This is a genomic window from Streptomyces sp. NPDC100445 (assembly GCF_044759735.1).
Classification (GTDB): Bacteria; Actinomycetota; Actinomycetes; order Streptomycetales; family Streptomycetaceae; genus Streptomyces.
On the sequence record NZ_JBIVZV010000009.1, the window covers coordinates 92,881 to 111,236 of the forward strand.

The window sequence follows — 18,356 nt, forward strand, 5'->3', positions numbered from 1 at the left end:
TCATTGATGTGCGCGTACCACCGTCAATCCTGCCGCCACGCCGGCCGGGCCGATCCGCTAAGGTCAGGCTAAGTTAGGTCACCCTTACAGGCATGGCGGCTGCGGTGCGCCTCGGCAGATATCTCGATGTCGAGATAACTCTAGTACATGGGCGCCGGATGGTCATGCCCGACCCGACGAGGACGGGGTCCGGGGTGGGTGGGAAGTCCCTTGCGGGCGCGCGCCCGGGATACGACCGAGACGCGCTTGACGCACACCCGAGGCACGCCCGGCGCACACCCGGAGTGCGACCTCGAGTCGTCCGAGACACGCCCGAGACGCGCCCGGCAGGCATGAATGCCCTTGTATGAGCCGAATGCGACATCCGGGCCGGTACGGGCTTGACCTCCCGTCACCAGGGGGCCACCCGAAGGGCCGTCACCCGAATGGACCCCCCGACGGGCGCCATCTCATATCTGAGATAGCCTCAATCTCATGTCAGACGACTACCTCGTACGCATCGGCAAGCTCATCCGTGACGCCCGGCAACACCGGGGCTGGACGCAGACGCAGCTCGCGGAGGCGCTCGGCACCAGCCAGAGCGCGGTCAACCGCATCGAGCGCGGCAACCAGAACATCAGCCTTGAGATGATCGCCCGCATCGGCGAGGCCCTCGACAGCGAGATCGTGTCCCTCGGCTACGCGGGTCCGATGCACCTGCGCGTGGTCGGCGGACGCCACCTGTCCGGCGCCATCGACGTCAAGACGAGCAAGAACGCCTGCGTGGCCCTGCTGTGCGCCTCGCTGCTGAACAAGGGGCGCACGGTGCTGCGCCGGGTCGCGCGGATCGAGGAGGTGTACCGCCTCCTGGAGGTCCTCAGCTCCATCGGCGTGCGCGCCCGCTGGATCAACGACGGCGTCGACCTGGAACTCGTCCCGCCCGCCGAGCTGGAGATGGCGGCGATCGACGCCGAGGCCGCCGTCCGCACCCGCTCGATCATCATGTTCCTCGGCCCGCTGCTGCACCGCGTGGACCACTTCAAGCTGCCCTACGCCGGCGGCTGCGACCTGGGCACCCGCACCATCGAGCCGCACATGATCGCGCTGCGCCGGTTCGGTCTCGACATCGCGGCCACCGAGGGCCAGTACCACGCGCGGGTCGACCGCACGGTCCGCCCCGACCGGCCGATCGTGCTGACCGAGCGCGGCGACACCGTGACCGAGAACGCGCTGCTGGCCGCCGCCCGGCACGACGGCGTCACCGTCATCCGCAACGCGTCCTCCAACTACATGGTCCAGGACCTGTGTTTCTTCCTGGAGGCGCTGGGCGTCAAGGTGGAGGGCATCGGCACCACCACGCTCACCGTGCACGGCGTGCCGAACATCGACACCGACGTCGACTACTCCCCCTCCGAGGACCCGGTAGAGGCGATGAGCCTGCTCGCCGCCGCCGTGGTGACCGAGTCGGAGCTGACGGTGCGCCGGGTGCCCATCGAGTTCCTGGAGATCGAGCTGGCGGTCCTGGAGGAGATGGGGCTCGACCACGACCGCAGCCCCGAGTATTTCGCGGACAACGGCCGCACCCGGCTGGTGGACCTCACGGTCCGCCCCTCCAAGCTCGAAGCCCCGATCGACAAGATCCACCCCATGCCGTTCCCGGGCCTGAACATCGACAACGTCCCGTTCTTCGCGGCCATCGCGGCGGTCGCCTCGGGCCAGACCCTCATCCACGACTGGGTCTACGACAACCGCGCGATCTACCTCACCGACCTCAACCGCCTCGGCGGCCGGCTCCAACTCCTGGACCCGCACCGGGTACTGGTCGAGGGTCCGACCCGCTGGCGCGCCGCCGAGATGATGTGCCCGCCGGCTCTGCGCCCCGCGGTGGTCGTGCTCCTGGCGATGATGGCGGCGGAGGGCACGTCGGTCCTGCGCAACGTGTACGTCATCAACCGCGGCTACGAGGACCTCGCCGAACGCCTGAACTCGATCGGCGCCCAGATCGAGATCTTCCGGGACATCTGATGTGCGGATGCCGCCACGCCCCATCAGACCTGCTGTTCAGCAGGCCAGGGAAGGGCGCGGCGGCATCTCATCTCGTGGAGTTCGGCGTCCTCCACTGCCGCCGCGCAGGCGCCCGCGCACCGCATCGAGACCGAGTGCCGTCTTCTGGTGCTCGACGGCCGCGCCGAAGGCCCGGCATCCCCGTACAGATCGGCGAGGGGCGCCGCAGAGGACGCAGGGTTCCACCGGAGATGACGCAGGGTTCCACCGGAGATGTTCCGGTTCACGACGGTGGGCCGATCCAGCGAACTGCTCCGTGCGAACCACCCCGGATTGTCGGTACCGCCCTCCATCGTGCGGAATCCGATGTCTTCCGACGAGAGCGGGGGGAGGACACCCCGGATCGTGTCGAAGAGGCCGGCCAGCCCTGCCCGCAGATTCTCGTCACGCGTCCCGCCGACCAGTTCGGCGAGGGAGACGGGGACGAAGGGGCTGAGTAACTGGTCCCGGGCGCTGCTCAGCAAATGGTCTGCGTACGCGGTCAGTTCATCGCGCCGGGCGGCCTCCGGGGAGGGATAGCGGTCCGACCTGCCGACAGGTTGTCTGATGCACCGTCAGCGCAGGCGTCAGGTGAGCGTCGCGAGTGTCATTTCAAGGTCAAAGCGTCACCTGTGGGCTGCGAACACGCACTCCGCCCAGACCGTCTTGCCCGGGCCTGCGGACCGGAGGTGCCAGCCCCAGCGGGCGGCGAGTGCCGCGACCAGGAGCAGCCCTCGACCGTCGGTGCCCTCGGGGCCGGGAGCGGGCAGCGCTTCCGGTCGGGGCGGCGTGCGTTCGGTACGGGTGTCCGTGACCTCGATCCTGATCGTACGGGCGGGTGCGGTCATGCGCAGGAGCAGATGGAAGTCCCGGCCGGGGACGTGGCCGTGCCGTACGGCGTTGGCGGTCAGCTCACCGAGGACCAGCGCGATCTCCTCGTGCGGACCGGTCCCGTAGGGGATGCCCCAGGTGTCCATCCGGTGCGCGGCCAGCCTGCGGGCGAGGCGGGCGCCGCGCGGGGTGGAGGTGAAGCGCATCTCGAAGGTATGGCTGGAGTCATCGCCGGCACGGACGGGTCGAGAGGCGCTGACGGGGGTGGGGAGTTGGTTCGTCACGCCGACAACGGTGTCCTCCGCCGCTTGTCGTGACCAGCGGTGACGCACCGACGCAGCTCCTTGTACTCGCTGTGGCGGTAGGCGTACGTGCTGCGCGGCGTGACGAGGCCGCCGCAACGGCGTTGGGTCAGGGAGGCGGTAGCGATGACCGAGGGTACGCACGAGAGGGCCGAGGCCGTGGTGGCGGACGACGCGGGACGGGCGACGGCGGACACGTCCGGCCAGGCCGTGGTCGTCGCGTTCGGGCAGACGATGAAGACGCTGCGGATGCGGGCGGGCCTGGAGCGCGAGGAGTTCGGACGGCGGATCGGGTACTCGGCGTCCACGGTCGCGTCGTACGAGCAGGGGCGGCGGATCCCGTCGCCCCGGACCATCGAGCGGGCGGACGAGGTCCTGGATGCGGGCGGGTTGCTGGCGGTGTGGAAGGAGCAGGTGGAACGGGCTCAGTATCCGGTGTTCTTCCAGGGGATGGCGACGCTGGAGAAGGAGGCCCTTGAGCTGCTCATGTACGACACTCATGTCGTCAACGGCCTGCTGCAGACCGAGGATTACATGAGGGCCATGCTCGCAATGCGGTGCCCACCCCTTGACCAGGAAACGATCGAGCAGCGAGTGACCGCCCGACTGGCCCGGCAGGACATCTTAGAGCGTCGGCCCGCACCACTGCTGAGCTTCGTGACGGACGAGGCGGTGTTGCGACACCGCTACGGCGGCAAGGAAGTACTACGGGGCCAGTTGGAGCATCTTCTGCTGATCGGCGACAAGCGGAACGTGGAGATCCAAGTCATGCCGGTCGATTGCGAGGACAACGCGGGCGTGAATGGACCGTTCACCGTGCTCACACAGAAGGACAGCACGAAGTTCGTATACTCCGAGGCACATGCGACCAGCACCCTCGAGACCGACCCGGAGCAGACGGTTCTCGCCGCCGCCCGCTATGGGATTATCCGATCGCAAGCTCTCACTCCGCGAGAGTCGCTGAAGTTGATCGAAGGGTTGTTGGGATCGCTATGAGCAACGCTGAGTCCTCAACCGTCACGTCGGACCTCGTTTGGTTCAAGAGCAGCTACAGCGGAACCGAAGGCGGTCAGTGCGTCGAGATAGCTGCGGACACGAGATCCGTACACATCCGTGACTCCAAGGCGGTGACCGGACCCGTCGTCCGGGTGTCGCGTGAGGCGTGGGCGGGGTTCGTCGGGGAGGCCTGACGGTCGTACGCCAAGCCTGAGCCCTGTCGCCCGGTCATGGACGGCAGGGCTCCCACAGTGACCTTGGGAAGGTACGGGGCTCGGCCTGGCGCCGTCTCCCCTGACGCCCTCCTTGGGAGTTCGGCGGCGGTCAGCTCCGCACTCGGCCACGTCGTTCACGGCGGTCACGGGCACGACGGACCCTTCTGGACGGTGCAGCTCACCTGCCCCGGGGGCGACGCCCCTGCCGGACCCGCCTGTCCGCCGATGCCACTGCCAGCTCGCGGTCCTAGGCCGCGCCGTCCTCACGGTGATGGCCGTGCGGAAGCCCGAAGGCGGCGGGGCGGCGGGGCGGCGGTCAGTTCATTCCCCGCCGCCACGGTCGCCGAGGAGGACGCCGAAGCGGCGGCCGGAGCGGTGCCCTAGGACGCCGGCTTGCCGTCCGTGTCGCCTGGCAGGTGGTGAGGGACAGCGCGAAGACCGTGCCCGCGACGGCGAGCAAGGTTGAGCGCTTGGTGTTCATGGCGAGTTCCCCGTGAGTGGTGCGGAGCCGCGGCCCTGTGCCGTCGGCTGAAGAAGAGTGCTGCTGATGTCCCGCGGTTCCCAGTTGCACCGCCCGGCCGGTGGCCGTGCGGCAGCGGGTGCCCGGGGCGTCCGCGCCTGCCTTCAGTCGATCACCTGCGGTCTGCGCAGCCCAGGCGGTTGCCCCGGCAGAAGTACGGTCGGCCGTGCTTCTTGCGGGCTCGCATCCGGACGAGCCGGGCGAGCGGGAAGTTCGACAGGTGCGGGACGGCACGCCTTCCGCGGGGACTCCGGGCAGCGGCTGCGAGGTCCGCCGGGCCCGTTCCGGGCTCATCGGGGTGTCAGGCGACCGCCGGGTGGGGGGTGTGGTGGATCGGGGTGGTCGCGTCGGTCAGCGGGGCTCCCGTGCCACCGTGGCGGGTGGCGACGATCTCCGCCGTGATGGACAGGGCGGTCTCCTCCGGTGTGCGGGCGCCGAGGTCGAGGCCGATCGGTGAGCGGAGCCGGGACAGTTCGCGATCGGTGACGCCTTCCGCGCGCAGGCGCCGGTTGCGGTCCTCGTGGGTGCGGCGTGAACCCATCGCCCCGACGAACGCGACCGGCATCCGCAGGGCCATCTTCAGCAGTGGTACGTCGAACTTCGCGTCGTGGGTGAGCACGCACAGGACCGTACGGGCGTCGGTCGCGGTGCACCGCAGGTAGCGGTGGGGCCAGTCGACGACGACCTCGTCGGCGTCCGGGAAGCGGTCCGGCGTGGCGAAGACCGGCCGGGCGTCGCAGACGGTGACGTGGTAGCCGAGGAACCGGCCGGCCCGGGCCAGCGCCGCCGCGAAGTCCACCGCACCGAAGACGATCATGCGCGGGGGCGGCACGTTGGACTCGACCAGCAGTGTCAGGCCGCCGGGGCAGTGGAAGCCGCCCCCTCCCGTTCCGTCCGCCGACAGCTCCACCGTGCCGGTGCGGCCCGCCTCCAGCCGGGCTCGGGCCTCGGCCGCCGCCACCCGGTCCAGCTCCGGCCGGTCGTCGAGCGTGCCCTCGACCGTGCCGTCGGAGCGGACCAGCAGGGCCCGGCCGAGGAGTTCGGCGGGGCCCCGGGCGACCCGGGCGAGGGCCGCCGGCTCGCCCTGCGCGGCGGCCGACAGCGCCGACCCGAGGACGGTGCGCACGCGGGCCTCGGCGGCCACCGGAGTGACCAGTACGTCGATCGTCCCGCCGCAGGTCAGCCCCACGGCGAAGGCGTCGTCGTCGCTGTAGCCGAACCGTTCGAGCACGCTGTCCCCGGTCCGCAGCGCCTCACGGCACAGGTCGTACACCGCGCCCTCCACGCAGCCGCCGGAGACCGAGCCGATGACCGTGCCGGCGCTGTCCACGGCGAGGGCCGCGCCGGGACCGCGCGGCGCGCTGCCGGTGACCGACACCACGGTGGCGACGGCGAACTCCCGGCCCTCCTCGGTCCACCGGCGCAGTTCCGCGGCCAGATCAAGCATCCGGGGCTCCCGTGGCGGCCGACAGCACGCGGTCCGGCCGGATGGGCAGGTCGCGGTGGCGTACGCCGGTCGCGTGCCAGACCGCGTTGGCGATCGCCGCCGCGGCGCCGACGATGCCGATCTCTCCGATGCCCTTGATGCCGACCGGGTCGTCGGGGTCCGTGTCGTCGAGCCAGTCCGCCTCGACACGGGGCACGTCGGCGTGGGTGGCGACGTGATAGCCCGCGAGGTCGGCGCCGACATGGCCGCCCGAGGCGCGGTCCCGGACGGCTTCCTCGTGCAGGGCCATGGAGATGCCCCAGATCATGCCGCCGAGCAACTGGTTGCGGGCGGTGAGCGGGTTGACGATGCGGCCCGCCGCGAAGATGCCGAGCATGCGCCGCACCCGCACCTCGCCGGTGCCGACGTCGACGGCGACCTCCGCGAACTGCGCGCCGTAGGAGTGGCGTTCGGCGGGCGGCAGCGCCGCGACGGCCGCGGTGGTGTCGGAGCGTACGGTGATGCCCTCCGGCGGGATGTCGGCGCCGTACGCGAGCCGTTCGCGCAGGTCACCGGCGGCGGCCTGGACGGCCCAGGACCAGGAGCGGGTGCCCATGGAGCCGCCGGCGATCATCGCGGGGCCGAAGGCGCTGTCCCCGATGCGCACCCGGACGCGCTCCGGCGGCACCTGGAGCGCGTCGGCGGCGACCAGGGTGAGCGCGGTCCGGGCGCCGGTGCCGATGTCGGCCGCGGAGATCCGCACGGTGAAGGCGCCGTCCGGGTGCGCGGTGACGGCGGCGGTGGACGGCGCGGCGCCCGCCGGGAAGGAGGCGGCGGCCGTACCGGTGCCGAGCAGCCAGCGGCCGTCCCGGCGCACCCCGGGACGCGGGTCCCGGTCCGCCCAGCCGAACCGACGGACGCCCTCCCGGAAGCAGGTGGCCAGGTGGCGGCCGGTGAACGGCAGGCCGGACACCGGGCCCTTGTCCGGTTCGTTGCGCAGCCGCAGCTCGACCGGGTCGAGGCCGCACTTCTCGGCGAGTTCGTCGAGCGCCGCCTCCAGCGCGAACGAGCCGGGTGCCTCGCCCGGGGCGCGCATGAACGTGGGGGTGGGCACGTCGAGGCGTACGAGGCGGTTGGCGGTGTGGTGGGCCTCGGCGTCGTACATCACCCGCGCCACCCCGGCGCTCGGTTCGATGAACTCGTGCACCGTGGAGGTGGCGCTGACGGCCCGGTGTTCCAGGGCGCGCAGGTGTCCGGCGGTGTCGGCGCCGAGCCGGACGCGCTGGGTGGTGGGGCTGCGGTAGCCGGCCAGCGAGAACATCTGGCGACGGGTCAGGACGACCCGTACGGGCCGGTGCAGGACGGTCGCGGCCATCACGGCGGCGACCTGGTGGGCGCGGACCCCCTTGCTGCCGAAGCCGCCGCCGACGTGCTCGGAGCGGACGCGCACGGAGGCCGGGTCCAGGGAGAAGAGGTTCGCGAGTTCGCCGGCGACCCAGGTGACGCCCTGGTTGGAGTCGACGACCTCGAGCTGCCCGTCGTCCCAGCGGGCGGTCGCCGCATGGGGCTCCATCGGGTTGTGGTGCTCCTCGGGGGTGGTGTACTCGGCGTCCACGACGACGGGCGAGGAGGCGAGCGCGGCGTCGAGGTCCCCCTTCTCCGTCACCGCCGGCATGTGGCCGTCCAGCGGGTACGCGTCCGGCCGCTCGCCGGTGAACACGCTGTCGTGCGGCTCCTGTTCGTAGTGCACGACGAGCGTCTCGGCGGCCTCCCGGGCCTGCTCGGAGGTCTCCGCGACGACCAGCGCGACCGGCCAGCCGCGATGCGGCACCCGGTCGTGCTGGAATACCGCGCAGGTCGGGTCGGGGCGCATGCCCAGCAGGCCGGTGTAGTCGGTGTCCAGGCGCAGGGCGTTGCGGTGGTCCAGTACGGCGATCACGCCCGGCATGGCGAGGACGGGCTCGGTGTCGAGGGCGCGGACGCGGCCCCGCGCGACCGTGGACAGCACCAGCCAGCCGTGGGCGAGGTCGGTGAAGGGCACCTCGCCCGCGTAGCGGGCCGCTCCGGTGACCTTGTCCCTGCCCTCGACCCGGGTGTGTCCGGTGCCGACGGAGGGCGCCTGCGCGGGTGTTCCGGTGGTGACGGCGCTCATCGTGCGGCCTCCTCGGTGAGTTCGGTCAGGACGGACACCACCAGGTTGCGGACGAGGTGCACCTTGTGTCCGTTGTGCGGCAGCGGCCGTGCCGCCGCCAGCTCGGCGTCCGCCGCGGCGGCGTAGGTCTCGGCGGTGGCCGGCGCGCCGATCAGGACGCGTTCGGCCGCGGCGGCCCGCCACGGACGGGAGGCGACGGCGCCGAGGGCGAGGCGCGCGTCCCGGACGACGCCGTCCCGGACGTCGAGCGCGGCGGCGAGGGAGCCGATGGCGAAGGCGTAGGAGGCGCGCTCGCGGACCTTGCGGTAGCGGGAGCGGGCGGCGACCGGGGCGGGCGGCAGCGTCACGCCGGTGATCAGCGCGCCCGGCGGCAGGGCGGTCTCCCGGTGCGGGGTGTCCCCGACGGGCAGGTAGAAGTCGGCGAGCGGCAGCTGTCCGGGTCCGTCCGCCGTCTCGAACCGGACCACGGCGTCGAAGGCGGTCAGGGCCACGGCCATGTCCGAGGGGTGTACGGCCACGCAGTGGTCGGAGGCGCCCAGGATCGCGTGGTTGCGGTGCTCGCCCTCGACGGCGGGGCAACCGCTGCCGGGGACCCGCTTGTTGCAGGGCTGGGAGACGTCGGTGAAGTAGCCGCAGCGGGTGCGCTGGAGCAGGTTGCCGCCGACCGTGGCCATGTTGCGCAGCTGGCCGGACGCACCGGCCAGCACCGCTTGGGCGAGCGCGGGGTAGCGGCGCCGCACCTCGGGGTGGGCGGCCAGGTCGCCGTTGGTGACGGTGGCCCCGATCCGCAGCCCGCCCTCCGGGGTGATCTCGACGGCGTCCAGCGGGAGTTCGCGGATGTCGACGAGGCGCGCGGGCCGCTCGACACCGGTCTTCATCAGGTCGACCAGGTTGGTGCCGCCGCCGAGGTAGCGGGCGTCCGGATCGGTGCCGAGCAGGGCGACGGCCCCGGCGACGTCGTGCGCCCGCTGGTAGTCGAACTCCCTCATGCCACAGCCTCCTCGGTGCCCGTCGCGGGCTGCACGCGTCCCTCGTCCGGCCGGGTCCCGGCGGCGCGGCCCACCGCGTCGACGATGGCGACGTAGGCGGCGCAGCGGCACAGGTTGCCGCTCATCCGCTCGCGGATCTCCTCCGGGGTCAGGGGTGGGGGCGCCGCTTCGGGGCGGACGTCCTCGGTGACGGCGCTCGGCCAGCCCGCCGCGTGCTCCTCGAGCATGCCGATCGCCGAACAGATCTGGCCCGGTGTGCAGTAGCCGCACTGGAATCCGTCCAGGTCGAGGAAGGCCTGTTGGACGGGGTGCAGCCGGTCGCCGTCGGCCACGCCTTCGATGGTGGTGATCTCCCGGCCCTCGGCCGCCACGGCCAGCTGGAGGCAGGCCACGGACCGGCGTCCGTCCAGCAGCACCGTGCAGGCCCCGCACTGCCCCTGGTCGCAGCCCTTCTTGGTGCCGGTGAGATCGAGGCGCTCGCGCAGGGCGTCGAGCAGGGTGGTGCGGGGGTCGACGGGCAGTGTGTGCTTCTCTCCGTTGATCCTCAAGGTGATGACACTGGACGTCGATGAGGCCATGAGCTGCTTCTTTCGCATTTCCGGGACGGACGGTGGGCCGGCGGCCGGAGAGGCGGCGCGGGGAGTACGTCGTGCGGTGGTGCCGCGGGGCGGGGCGAAACGCAGGTGCGGGGAAGGTGCGGGGAGCGGGGTCCCACGGGGGCGGCCGACGGCTCCCGTGGGGCCGCCGACGCCGCTATGGTGAACGTAACCGGATAACTGTCCGCTCAAGAAAAACGTAACGGACAGTTGTCCGCTTAGCAAGGGCGAGGTTCGGCCACGCCTCGAGGAGGACGAGTGCCGCAGGACAAGGACTCAGCCCGGCGCTCGGACGCACAGCGCAACCGCGAGCGCATCCTGGAGGTGGCGCTCACCGAACTGTCGCGCTGCGCCGGCACCCCGCTGAGCCAGATCGCCAAGAAGGCCGGCGTCGGGCAGGCCACCTTCTACCGCAACTTCCCCAACCGCGAATCCCTCGTCCTGGAGATCTACCGCCATGAGATGCGGCAGGTCGCGGAGAACGCGGAACACCTGCTCGCCACCCGCGCCCCCGACGAGGCCCTGCGCGCCTGGATGGACCGACTCGCGGAGTTCGCCATGGCCAAGGCGGGACTGGCCGACGCGATACGGCAGGTCACCGGCGCGCCCGGCGGTCCCGCCAAACCGTCCCCCACCCCGGTGGCGGACGCGGCGGAACTGCTGCTCCGGGCCAACGAGGAGGCGGGCACCATCCGCCCCGCGGTCACCGCGGACGACTTCCTCCTCGCCATCGCGGGCCTGTGGCAGCTCGACCCCGGTGACGACTGGCGCCCCCGCGCCGCCAGACTCCTCGACCTGGTCATGGCGGGCCTGCGCAGCGGAGCGCGCCGGGAGTGACCGGCGCGGGGGATTCCGGCGGGCTCGACGCCGAGCCACCTCGCCCGCCACCCCGGTTGATCCAGCCGCCACCCTTTCCTCTAATCAAGTTTGACTAATCACCCGACCGGCGTTAGCTTCCCTGAAGATCAGTAGTCAAGCTTGACTATGTGAAACGGGGTCCATGGTGCGGATCGGGCGTGAGTGCGCCGGCCGGCTGACGCGGTACGTGGTCGCCTTCGAGCCGGGTGACCCTCCCCGTACCGGACGGATGGCCTTCTGGGATCCGGAGGGCGGGGATCCGCCCGAACTGCCCGGCGATCTGCCCCAACTGCCCGGCACCGTCGCGGCTGAGGCCCGGCTCGTCACGGCGCAAGGGCCGCGCCCGGTCCCCGTCGTGCGGCTGTCCGTCGGTGACGCGCTGCCGGTCCTGGCGCTGGCCCGGCGCGAGTACGGCGACGCGGCGGTGCACCCCGCGGCGGCCTTCTGGGGTGCGGCCACCGCGTCGGCGCTGCATCTGGCCGCCCGTGAGCGACTCCTCCCCGGCGTGTCCGCCGGTGGCCACGACGCCTGGCGGGTCGGCCCGCTCGACCCCGCGGACGTGTTGCGCCTGCGCGAGCTGGCGGCCGCCGCCCCGCCGGAGGCCCTCGCCGTGCCGTTGCCCGGGACCGAGCTGCTGCCGCCCGCGGAACCAGCGCTGCGCGCCTTCCTGGACGCCGTCGTCGACACGCTGCCGCGCACCGCCGCCGCCGAGGCGGCCACCGGCCGGGCCGCGTACGCCGCCGCCGAGCCCCAGCACGTGCCGCACCTGCGCTCCTGGGCGGAAAGGATCGCGGTGGGCGTCGACTCGGGGGTGCGGGTCTCGCTGGCCGTGCGGCTGGGCGACGGGGCGGACGGCGCGCCGGCCGGCCAGGTCGTCCCGCTGGTGTCCGATCTCGCGGACCCGACCGTGGAACTGACCGCCACGGACCTGTTCGACGGCGCCCCGCACGCCCTCGGACCGGTCGCCCGGGCCGACACCGTCCTCGCCGTGCGCCGCGCCGCCGCCGTGTGGGAACCGCTCGCCCGGCTGCTGCCGGTGCCCCGCCGACTCGACCTCTTCGACGAGGAGTTCGGGCAGTTGCTGGGCGGCGCGGCGGCCAGGCTGCGGGCGCACGGCGTCGACGTGCACTGGCCGGAGGAGGCGGCGCGGCGGCTGACCGCGCGGGTCACGGTGGGTGCGGACGGTGACCCGCCGGCCGACATGCGCTCCTTCCTCGGCGGGGGCGGCACCGTCGCGCTCCGCCGGCGGTTCTGCCTCGACGGGGACCCGCTGACCGAGGAGGAGACGGCGGCCGTCGCCGACGCGGGGCGGCCGGTGGTGCGGGTGCGCGGCGGCCGGGTGTTCGTCGGTCCCGGTCTCGCCCGTGACCTGCGGGACCGCGTGCTGCCCGCGCTCACCGCCGTGGAGGCGCTCGCGGTCGCCCTCACCGGGTACGCGGAGATCCGCGGCGAGCAGGTGGCCGTCGCCGACGGCCCCTGGCCGCGGGCCCTGCGCGCGCTGCTGACCGATCCCGCCGGGGACGCGCCCGTCGGGCAGCCCGCCGGGCTCGCCGCGCCCCTGCGCGACTACCAGGCGCGCGGGCTCCACCGGCTGGTGCGGCGGAGCCGCCGGACTGGCGGTGCTCGAAGAGGCGTGGCGGCCCCGGGAGGCCGACGTCGCCCGGGCGCGCACGGCGCTCACCACGGGCTGGGAGGACGAGGAGCCGCCCGGACTCGTCGTCCGCGACAACCGGTGGACGCTGTCCGGGCGGGGCCTGGAGCTGCGGTACGGGCGAGACGGCCGCTGGTACCCGTACCGCGAACGGTCCGGCACCTGGTGGCCCGCCGGACCGCCCCGGCACGACCCCGCTCTGGCCCTCACCGAACTCCTCGACGACTGAAGGACCCCTCCTGGAGGACCAGCAGGGCGATGTCGTCGGTGCGTTGCCAGCTGGTGCCGGCCTTGCCGACGAGGATGTCGATGAGGGCCTCCAGGTCGTCCGTGCGGGACTGGGCGAGGTGGTGGGCGAGGGTGGCGATGGAGTCCTCGGGGTCGGCTCCCGGGCGTTCGACGAGGCCGTCGGTGTAGAGGACCAGCATGAGTCCGGGGGTGAGCGGGATCTCGGTGACGGGATAGGCGGCGTCGGGATCGATGCCCAGGAGGGGCCCGGGCGGCACGACGAGGGGCCGGGCACCGTGCCCGGGCAGCCGTACGACGGGGGGCGGATGGCCGGCGCTGGCCAGGGTCACCCGGCGGCCGGCGAGGTCGACGTGGGCGTAGAGGCAGCTGGTGAACAGGTCCGGGGCGAGATCGGTGACGAGCCGGTTGGTGCCGGCGAGCACCTGGTCCGGCGTGCCGCCGAAGGCCGCATGGGCGTGGACGGCGGTGCGGACCTGCCCCATGAGCGCGGCGGCCGCCGCGTCGTGGCCCTGGACGTCGCCGATGACGGCCGCGACGGCGCTGTCGCCGAGGGGGATCAGGTCGTAGAAGTCGCCGCCGATGTCCATGCCCCGGGTGGCGGGCAGGTATCGGGCGGCGACCCGCAGACCGATGACCGTGGGCAGGGTGCGCGGGAGCAGCGCCTGCTGGAGGCCGTGGGCGAGGTCGCGTTTGGTGTCGTAGAGGCGGGCCCGGTCCAGGGCCTGGGCGATGAGGCCGGCGAGCGAGGTCAGGACGGCGCGGTCCTCGGCCGGGAACGCGCGGGGTTGGTCGTAGGAGAGGATGCAGCAGCCGACGGGCCGACCGGAGACGATGAGCGGCAGGAAGGCCCAGGCCTGCTTGCCGCTGATCCCGGAGGCCTCGGGGTAGCTGCGCCGCATCTCCCGCTGGTCGGCGAAGAACAGGGGGATGCCGCTGCGCAGGACCCGTCCGGCCGGGGTGAACGGGGTGTCGATGGGCAGTCCGTCGAGCCGCTCGATGGTGCCGGGGTCGTAGCCGCGGTAGCCGGTGATCCGCAGCCGTCCGGCGTCGGCGGCGGACAGCACCAGGGACTGGGCGCCGAAGGCGGGCATCACCTGGTCGGCGACCAGGTCGATGACGTCCTGGACGCCGACGACCTCGGTCAGCGCGGCCGCCAGGTGCATGAGCTGGTAGAGGCGGCCCGCGCGAGTCGCCGGGACGGTGCGGGAGGACGACGGGGACGCCGGCGAGGACGGTCTTCGGCCGCCGCTGGGGACGATGCGGACGCTGATGCCGCTGGCGTCCGGGTAGAGGTGGAAGTCCAACCATCGGTCGGGCGGGCGGCACGCGGTGAAGACGACGGGTTCGCGGCTGATGACGGCGGCGCGGTAGCGGTCCTCGTAGACCGGTTCGTCCAGCCAGCGCAGGGACTGCCAGGGCAGCGTCCCCAGCAGCTCACCGGCGTCGCGGCCCAGCAGGTCGCAGGCTCCCGCGCTCAGGTAGGTGAAGTTGCCGTCCAGGTCCAGGGCGCAGCTGCCGCCGGGCAGCCGCTCGACGAAGTCCGCCGCGGCCATCTCCGGGCCCGCGGAGCGGCGTACCCGGTCGGCGGCGGGCACGCGCGGCCGGTCGCCGGCGACCGGGAGGCCACCGTGGTCGACGGCCTCCTCGATCAGCCGGGCCAGGCGTCCGCAGCCGGCGGCGATGTGTCCGCGCTCCCGCTGGGTCATGTAGGGCGGCCGGGTGGCCGGCCACATCAGCAGCAGGACCCCCCAGCGGCGGATGCCGGTGACGGGCGCGGCGGCCAGTGCGAGCGGGTACGGCAGCGCCATCGCGGTGCGCGGGTAACCGCGGGCCATCTCCTCCTGGCTGGCCACCCACACCATGCGGTCGCCGCGCAGCGCGTCGGCCACCGGCGCGGGCGCGCCGACCGAGATCCGGGCCCACGGGGCCGCGAAGTCGGCGGGTGCCCCGTAGAGCACGTCCAGGGCGAGCTGTTGTCCGTCCGGGGTGAGGAGGTAGAGGGCGCCGATGGAGGCGCCCGCCCGGCGCACCGTGTCGGCGAACGCGGCGTCGCGCGCCTCCGCGTCCGTCGCCCCACCACCCGCACTCGTCACGAGGCGCCTCCAGCCTGGCAGCGGCGACTCCGGGAAGTCACCGCGGTGGGGCTCGGGCCGGCGGCGCGGGACACCGCGCCGGTGACGTCGGCCCCTAGGGGGACGCTACCGCCCCGGACGGCGGTCGGCACGCCGTCCCGGACCGCGCGGCGGCCTTCCCCCCGCCCTCACCCGGCGGGTACCGGTGCGCCACCGGTTCCCGCCAGGCCCGTGCGCTCCCCCGGTCACCCGGCCTGCGCCGGGGATGCGCCGCCACTCGACGCCGGGCCCGTATGCAGTCGGCCGGTGGTGCCGGGGACGCGACGCCGGTTCGCGCCGGGTCCGTGCGCTCCCCCAACAGTCGGCCGGTGCCAGGAACGCACCACCGACCCCCACCGGACCCGTACGCTCCCCCGACCAGTGCCGGAATCGCGTCGCCGGGGTACCCGCCGGGCCCCTACGCTCCCCCCGTCACCCGGCCGGGGCCGGGGCCTCGCCCGGTAGGTGGCCGGGGTCGGGCTCCGGGTCGGTTCCGGGAGTGGGTTCGGGGTCGGTGGCGTGGGTCCGCCACGGGATGCGCAGGGCGGTCAGGGTGACGATCAGCGCAGAGACGGCGACGGTGGCCATGCCCGCCGTCAGGTTCGCCGCGCCGGCGACGAACCCGATCAGGGCGGGGCCGGCCAGCAGGCCCGTGGTGCCCATCGCGGCGACCAGCGCGAGGGCGCCGGAGCCGTGTCCGGCCGCCGCCACGTACACGCACGGGGTGATCGCCGCGGCGCCGAGGCCGACGCAGGCGAAGCCCAGCAGCGTGGGCACCACTCCCCCGGTGAGCAGGGCGACGGCCAGGCCGCCGGCGGCCACCGCGCTGCCGGCGCGGACCACGCGTCCGTCGCCCCAGCGGCTGCGCCAGCGGTCCGCCCGGAGGCGGGCCAGTAGCATCATCACGGAGACCACGGCGATGCCGAGCGGGGCGACGGCCGCGGACGCCCCGACCTCGTCCTTCAGGTAGAGCGTCGACCAGTCGTTCATGGCGCCCTCGGTGATCGTGCCGAACGCCATGGCGCAGCCCAGGAGGAGGGTCGTGCCGGAGGGGAGGCGGCGGCGGGCGGCCCGCGCCGGCCCGTCACCGGCGGCGGGGGCCGGTTCCCGGTGCGCCAGCAGGCCCGGGCGGGCGGCGCCGAGCAGGAGCAGCAGCAGGGCCGCGGCCAGCGCGAAGTGGGCGGTGACGGAGGAGGTCCGGGCGGTGACACCGGAGGCGATCAGCGCGGCGGCGAGCAGGCCGCCGCTGAAGGTGGCGTGCAGCTGGGACATGGCCGTACGCCCGTGGGCGCTCTCCAGCGCGGCGCCCTGCGCGTTCATGGCGACGTTGAGGCAGCCGACCGCGACGCCGTCGACGGCGACGACGAGCAGCGCGAGCGGGTAGTCCGGTACGACGGACAGGGCGGCCAGGACGGCGATCAGGCAGGCGGCGGAGGCGAGGGACAGGCGCCGGGAGCCGAGCCGCCGCATGAGGGCGGTGACGAGCGGGAAGGAGGCCGCCGCGCCGGCGCCGCAGGCCATCAGCAGCAGGCCGATCTCGCCGGCGCCCAGGTCGAGGCGGGTCTTGAGCGCGGGCAGGCGGGCGACCCAGGTGCCGTACTGGAGACCGAGGAAGCAGAACAGCGCCGCGATGGACCACTTGGCGCGCGTGAAGGAGGGTTCGGGTGTCACACGGCCTCCCGGGCCTGGTGCGGGCGGGGTGCGGTGGCCAGCGCGGCCGACATGTAGACCGCGTCGGCGCCGTAACCCGGCGGGACGGGCGCCGTGCGGTGGGCGCGGTAGCCGTTGGCCCGCCAGAACGCCTCCTTGCCGGCGACGGCGACGAGCGACATGGTCGCGAAGCCCTGGGCGCGGGCCGCACCGGCCAGGTGGTGTGCGAGCCGGGTGCCGAGCCCGCGGCGGCGCAGCGGGGCGCTGACGACGAGGTCGTGCAGGTGCAGGTTGGTGGTGCGGTGGACGGTCCGCTCGGGGCGGGCCGGGTCGGGGCAGCGGAACGGCGGGTAGGGCAGGGCGAGGACGTAGCCCTCGGGCCGGCCGTCGTGGTCGAGGACGAAGCAGGTGCCGGCCGAGGCGCGGGCCCGTGAGCGCAGCAGTTCCTCGCCCTCCGCGAGGGAGAGGTCCGTGTACGCCTCGCTCTCCAGGGCGGCCAGCCGCGGCCAGTCGGCCTCGGTGATCCCCCGTATGCGCATGGGGTGTCCTTTCAGTGCCGTGCTGCGGGGGCGTCGGGGGTGGTGCCGGGCACGCAGACGCACGGCAGCGGGTCGATGCCGTTGAACCCCTGGGTGGTGTAGCTGGTGGCATAGGCGCCGGCGGAGAGGATCCAGACGGGGTCGCCGGAGGCTGCGGCGCGGGGCACCGGGACGGGGTGCCGGCCGCCGCCGTAGGCGTCGTCGCTGTCGCAGGTGGGGCCGGCGACGACCGCCCGGACGTGGTCGGTGTCCTCGTGGTGGGTGGGGAAGACCAGCCGGTGCGTCACCTGGTCCATCTCGTACAGGCCGTTGAACTTCCCGCAGCTCAGGTAGAGCCAGTGGCTGTCCTCGCCGTCCGGCTGCCGGCGCCGGGTCAGCCGCAGGACGTGGGCGCGGACGGCGCCGTGGTCGGCGACGAGGTGGCGGCCCGGTTCCATGACGACGGCGAGGGGGGCGGCGGTGAGGCCGCGCAGGCGGTCGGTGCCTTCGCGGATGACGGCGAAGATCTTGTCGAGGGGCGGGTCTAGGGGTTCGCCGTGGCGGTCCCGGTAGCCGAGCGCGGGCAGCCCGCCGCCGAGGTTGACGTGGTCCGGTGCGATCCCGCGCGCGGCCAGCGCCGTCAGGGTCCCGGCGAGCGTGTCGAACGCCTCCTGCCAGGCCTCGCCGGTCATCTGCTGCGAGCCGACGTGCACGGACAGTCCGGCGGGGGTCAGCCCGGCGGCGCGGGCCGTCTCCAGGACGCGGACGGCGTCGTCCGGGGTGCAGCCGAACTTGCGGTTCAGGCCCCACAGGGCGCCCTGCCCGCTGGTGGCGAGGCGGCAGAACACGCGGGCGCCGGGGGCGTGCCGGGCGATGGCGGTGACGTCCTCGACGCTGTCGGTGGCGAAGTCGCGGATGCCCAGGCGGTGGGCCTCGGCGATGTCGTGGTCGGACTTGACGGTGTTGCCGTAGTGGACGCGGCCGGCGGGGGCGCCGGCGGCGAGGGCCTGGGCGATCTCGGCGGGGCTCGCCGCGTCGAACCCGGCGCCGCGGGCGGCCAGGAGGCGCAGGACGTCGTCCACGGGGCATGCCTTGAGGGCGAAGTGGACACGGGTCCCGGGCAGTTCGGCCAGCAGCTCGTCGTACTGACGCGCCACGCCGCCGAGGTCGTAGACGATGCGGTCCGTGTCCGCGTCGGCCAGCGCGGTGGCGAGGGTGTCGCCGCGGGTGCCGGGGAGATGTGCGCGGTGGCCGTCCATGTCCGGTCGCG

14 protein-coding genes and 1 pseudogene are annotated in these 18,356 nt (G+C 73.7%); 5 read left to right on the forward strand and 10 right to left on the reverse strand.

Going from position 1 to position 18,356, the window contains the following annotated elements:
- Window positions 1-474: 474 nt before the first annotated feature.
- Entirely contained in the window at window positions 475-2,004 is a 1,530-nt protein-coding gene (locus ACIQVT_RS21770) for a helix-turn-helix domain-containing protein (RefSeq protein ID WP_403756132.1), read from the forward strand.
- 23 nt (window positions 2,005-2,027) lie between these two features.
- Here the strand turns inward: ACIQVT_RS21770 and ACIQVT_RS21775 are convergent, their stop codons facing one another.
- Window positions 2,028-2,507, reverse strand: a complete 480-nt coding sequence (locus tag ACIQVT_RS21775) for a hypothetical protein (RefSeq protein ID WP_403756135.1) — start codon at window positions 2,505-2,507, stop codon at window positions 2,028-2,030.
- Window positions 2,508-2,648: 141 nt separating this feature from the next.
- Window positions 2,649-3,137, reverse strand: a complete 489-nt coding sequence (locus ACIQVT_RS21780; protein WP_403756138.1) for an ATP-binding protein — start codon at window positions 3,135-3,137, stop codon at window positions 2,649-2,651.
- Window positions 3,138-3,281: 144 nt separating this feature from the next.
- Here ACIQVT_RS21780 and ACIQVT_RS21785 point away from each other — a divergent pair, with 144 nt between their 5' ends.
- Both ACIQVT_RS21785 and ACIQVT_RS21790 read left to right on the forward strand, forming a co-directional pair.
- Window positions 3,282-4,151 carry a helix-turn-helix domain-containing protein gene (locus ACIQVT_RS21785; RefSeq protein WP_403756141.1) on the forward strand — a complete coding sequence of 290 codons (870 nt, stop codon included), beginning with the start codon at window positions 3,282-3,284 and terminating at the stop codon, window positions 4,149-4,151.
- Complete coding sequence (locus tag ACIQVT_RS21790; protein ID WP_403756146.1) at window positions 4,148-4,345, forward strand: DUF397 domain-containing protein; 198 nt, start codon at window positions 4,148-4,150, stop codon at window positions 4,343-4,345. Before ACIQVT_RS21785 ends, ACIQVT_RS21790 begins: the two co-directional genes overlap by 4 nt.
- 842 nt (window positions 4,346-5,187) lie before the next feature.
- Here ACIQVT_RS21790 and ACIQVT_RS21795 read toward each other — a convergent pair.
- From ACIQVT_RS21795 to ACIQVT_RS21810, 4 genes are read right to left on the reverse strand one after another with little or no spacing between them, the layout of a single operon-like run.
- Window positions 5,188-6,333 (reverse strand): XdhC family protein, encoded by a 1,146-nt coding sequence (locus tag ACIQVT_RS21795; RefSeq protein ID WP_403756150.1) that lies wholly within the window; start codon window positions 6,331-6,333, stop codon window positions 5,188-5,190.
- Window positions 6,326-8,464 (reverse strand): xanthine dehydrogenase family protein molybdopterin-binding subunit, encoded by a 2,139-nt coding sequence (locus ACIQVT_RS21800; RefSeq protein ID WP_403756153.1) that lies wholly within the window; start codon window positions 8,462-8,464, stop codon window positions 6,326-6,328. Before ACIQVT_RS21800 ends, ACIQVT_RS21795 begins: the two co-directional genes overlap by 8 nt.
- Window positions 8,461-9,453: an FAD binding domain-containing protein gene (locus ACIQVT_RS21805; RefSeq protein WP_403756156.1), complete on the reverse strand. Its 993-nt coding sequence runs from the start codon at window positions 9,451-9,453 to the stop codon at window positions 8,461-8,463. Before ACIQVT_RS21805 ends, ACIQVT_RS21800 begins: the two co-directional genes overlap by 4 nt.
- Window positions 9,450-10,031, reverse strand: a complete 582-nt coding sequence (locus ACIQVT_RS21810; RefSeq protein ID WP_403756159.1) for a (2Fe-2S)-binding protein — start codon at window positions 10,029-10,031, stop codon at window positions 9,450-9,452. Before ACIQVT_RS21810 ends, ACIQVT_RS21805 begins: the two co-directional genes overlap by 4 nt.
- Before the next feature lie 276 nt (window positions 10,032-10,307).
- On the opposite strand from ACIQVT_RS21810, the gene ACIQVT_RS21815 reads away from it, so the two are divergent.
- Window positions 10,308-10,886, forward strand: coding sequence for a TetR/AcrR family transcriptional regulator (locus tag ACIQVT_RS21815; RefSeq protein ID WP_403756161.1), 579 nt, complete (start codon window positions 10,308-10,310; stop codon window positions 10,884-10,886).
- Window positions 10,887-11,049: 163 nt separating this feature from the next.
- On the forward strand, window positions 11,050-12,975 hold the full coding sequence (locus ACIQVT_RS21820) for an SNF2 helicase-associated domain-containing protein (RefSeq protein ID WP_403756164.1): 1,926 nt from the start codon (window positions 11,050-11,052) through the stop codon (window positions 12,973-12,975).
- On the opposite strand, the pseudogene ACIQVT_RS21825 reads toward ACIQVT_RS21820, so the two are convergent.
- The 4 genes and pseudogenes from ACIQVT_RS21825 to ACIQVT_RS21840 all read right to left on the reverse strand — a co-directional run.
- A pseudogene (locus ACIQVT_RS21825) lies at window positions 12,858-14,669 on the reverse strand (SpoIIE family protein phosphatase); the annotation flags it as partial. The gene ACIQVT_RS21820 and the pseudogene ACIQVT_RS21825 overlap by 118 nt on opposite strands.
- A gap of 681 nt (window positions 14,670-15,350) precedes the next feature.
- The gene (locus ACIQVT_RS21830; protein ID WP_403756167.1) at window positions 15,351-16,589 is read right to left on the reverse strand and encodes an MFS transporter; all 1,239 of its coding nucleotides are present in this window, start codon (window positions 16,587-16,589) and stop codon (window positions 15,351-15,353) included.
- Window positions 16,586-17,107, reverse strand: a complete 522-nt coding sequence (locus tag ACIQVT_RS21835) for a GNAT family N-acetyltransferase (protein ID WP_403756170.1) — start codon at window positions 17,105-17,107, stop codon at window positions 16,586-16,588. The genes ACIQVT_RS21830 and ACIQVT_RS21835 overlap by 4 nt, the downstream gene beginning before the upstream one ends.
- Window positions 17,108-17,118: 11 nt before the next feature.
- Window positions 17,119-18,345, reverse strand: a complete 1,227-nt coding sequence (locus ACIQVT_RS21840; RefSeq protein ID WP_403756817.1) for a type III PLP-dependent enzyme — start codon at window positions 18,343-18,345, stop codon at window positions 17,119-17,121.
- Between the last annotated feature and the right edge of the window lie 11 nt (window positions 18,346-18,356).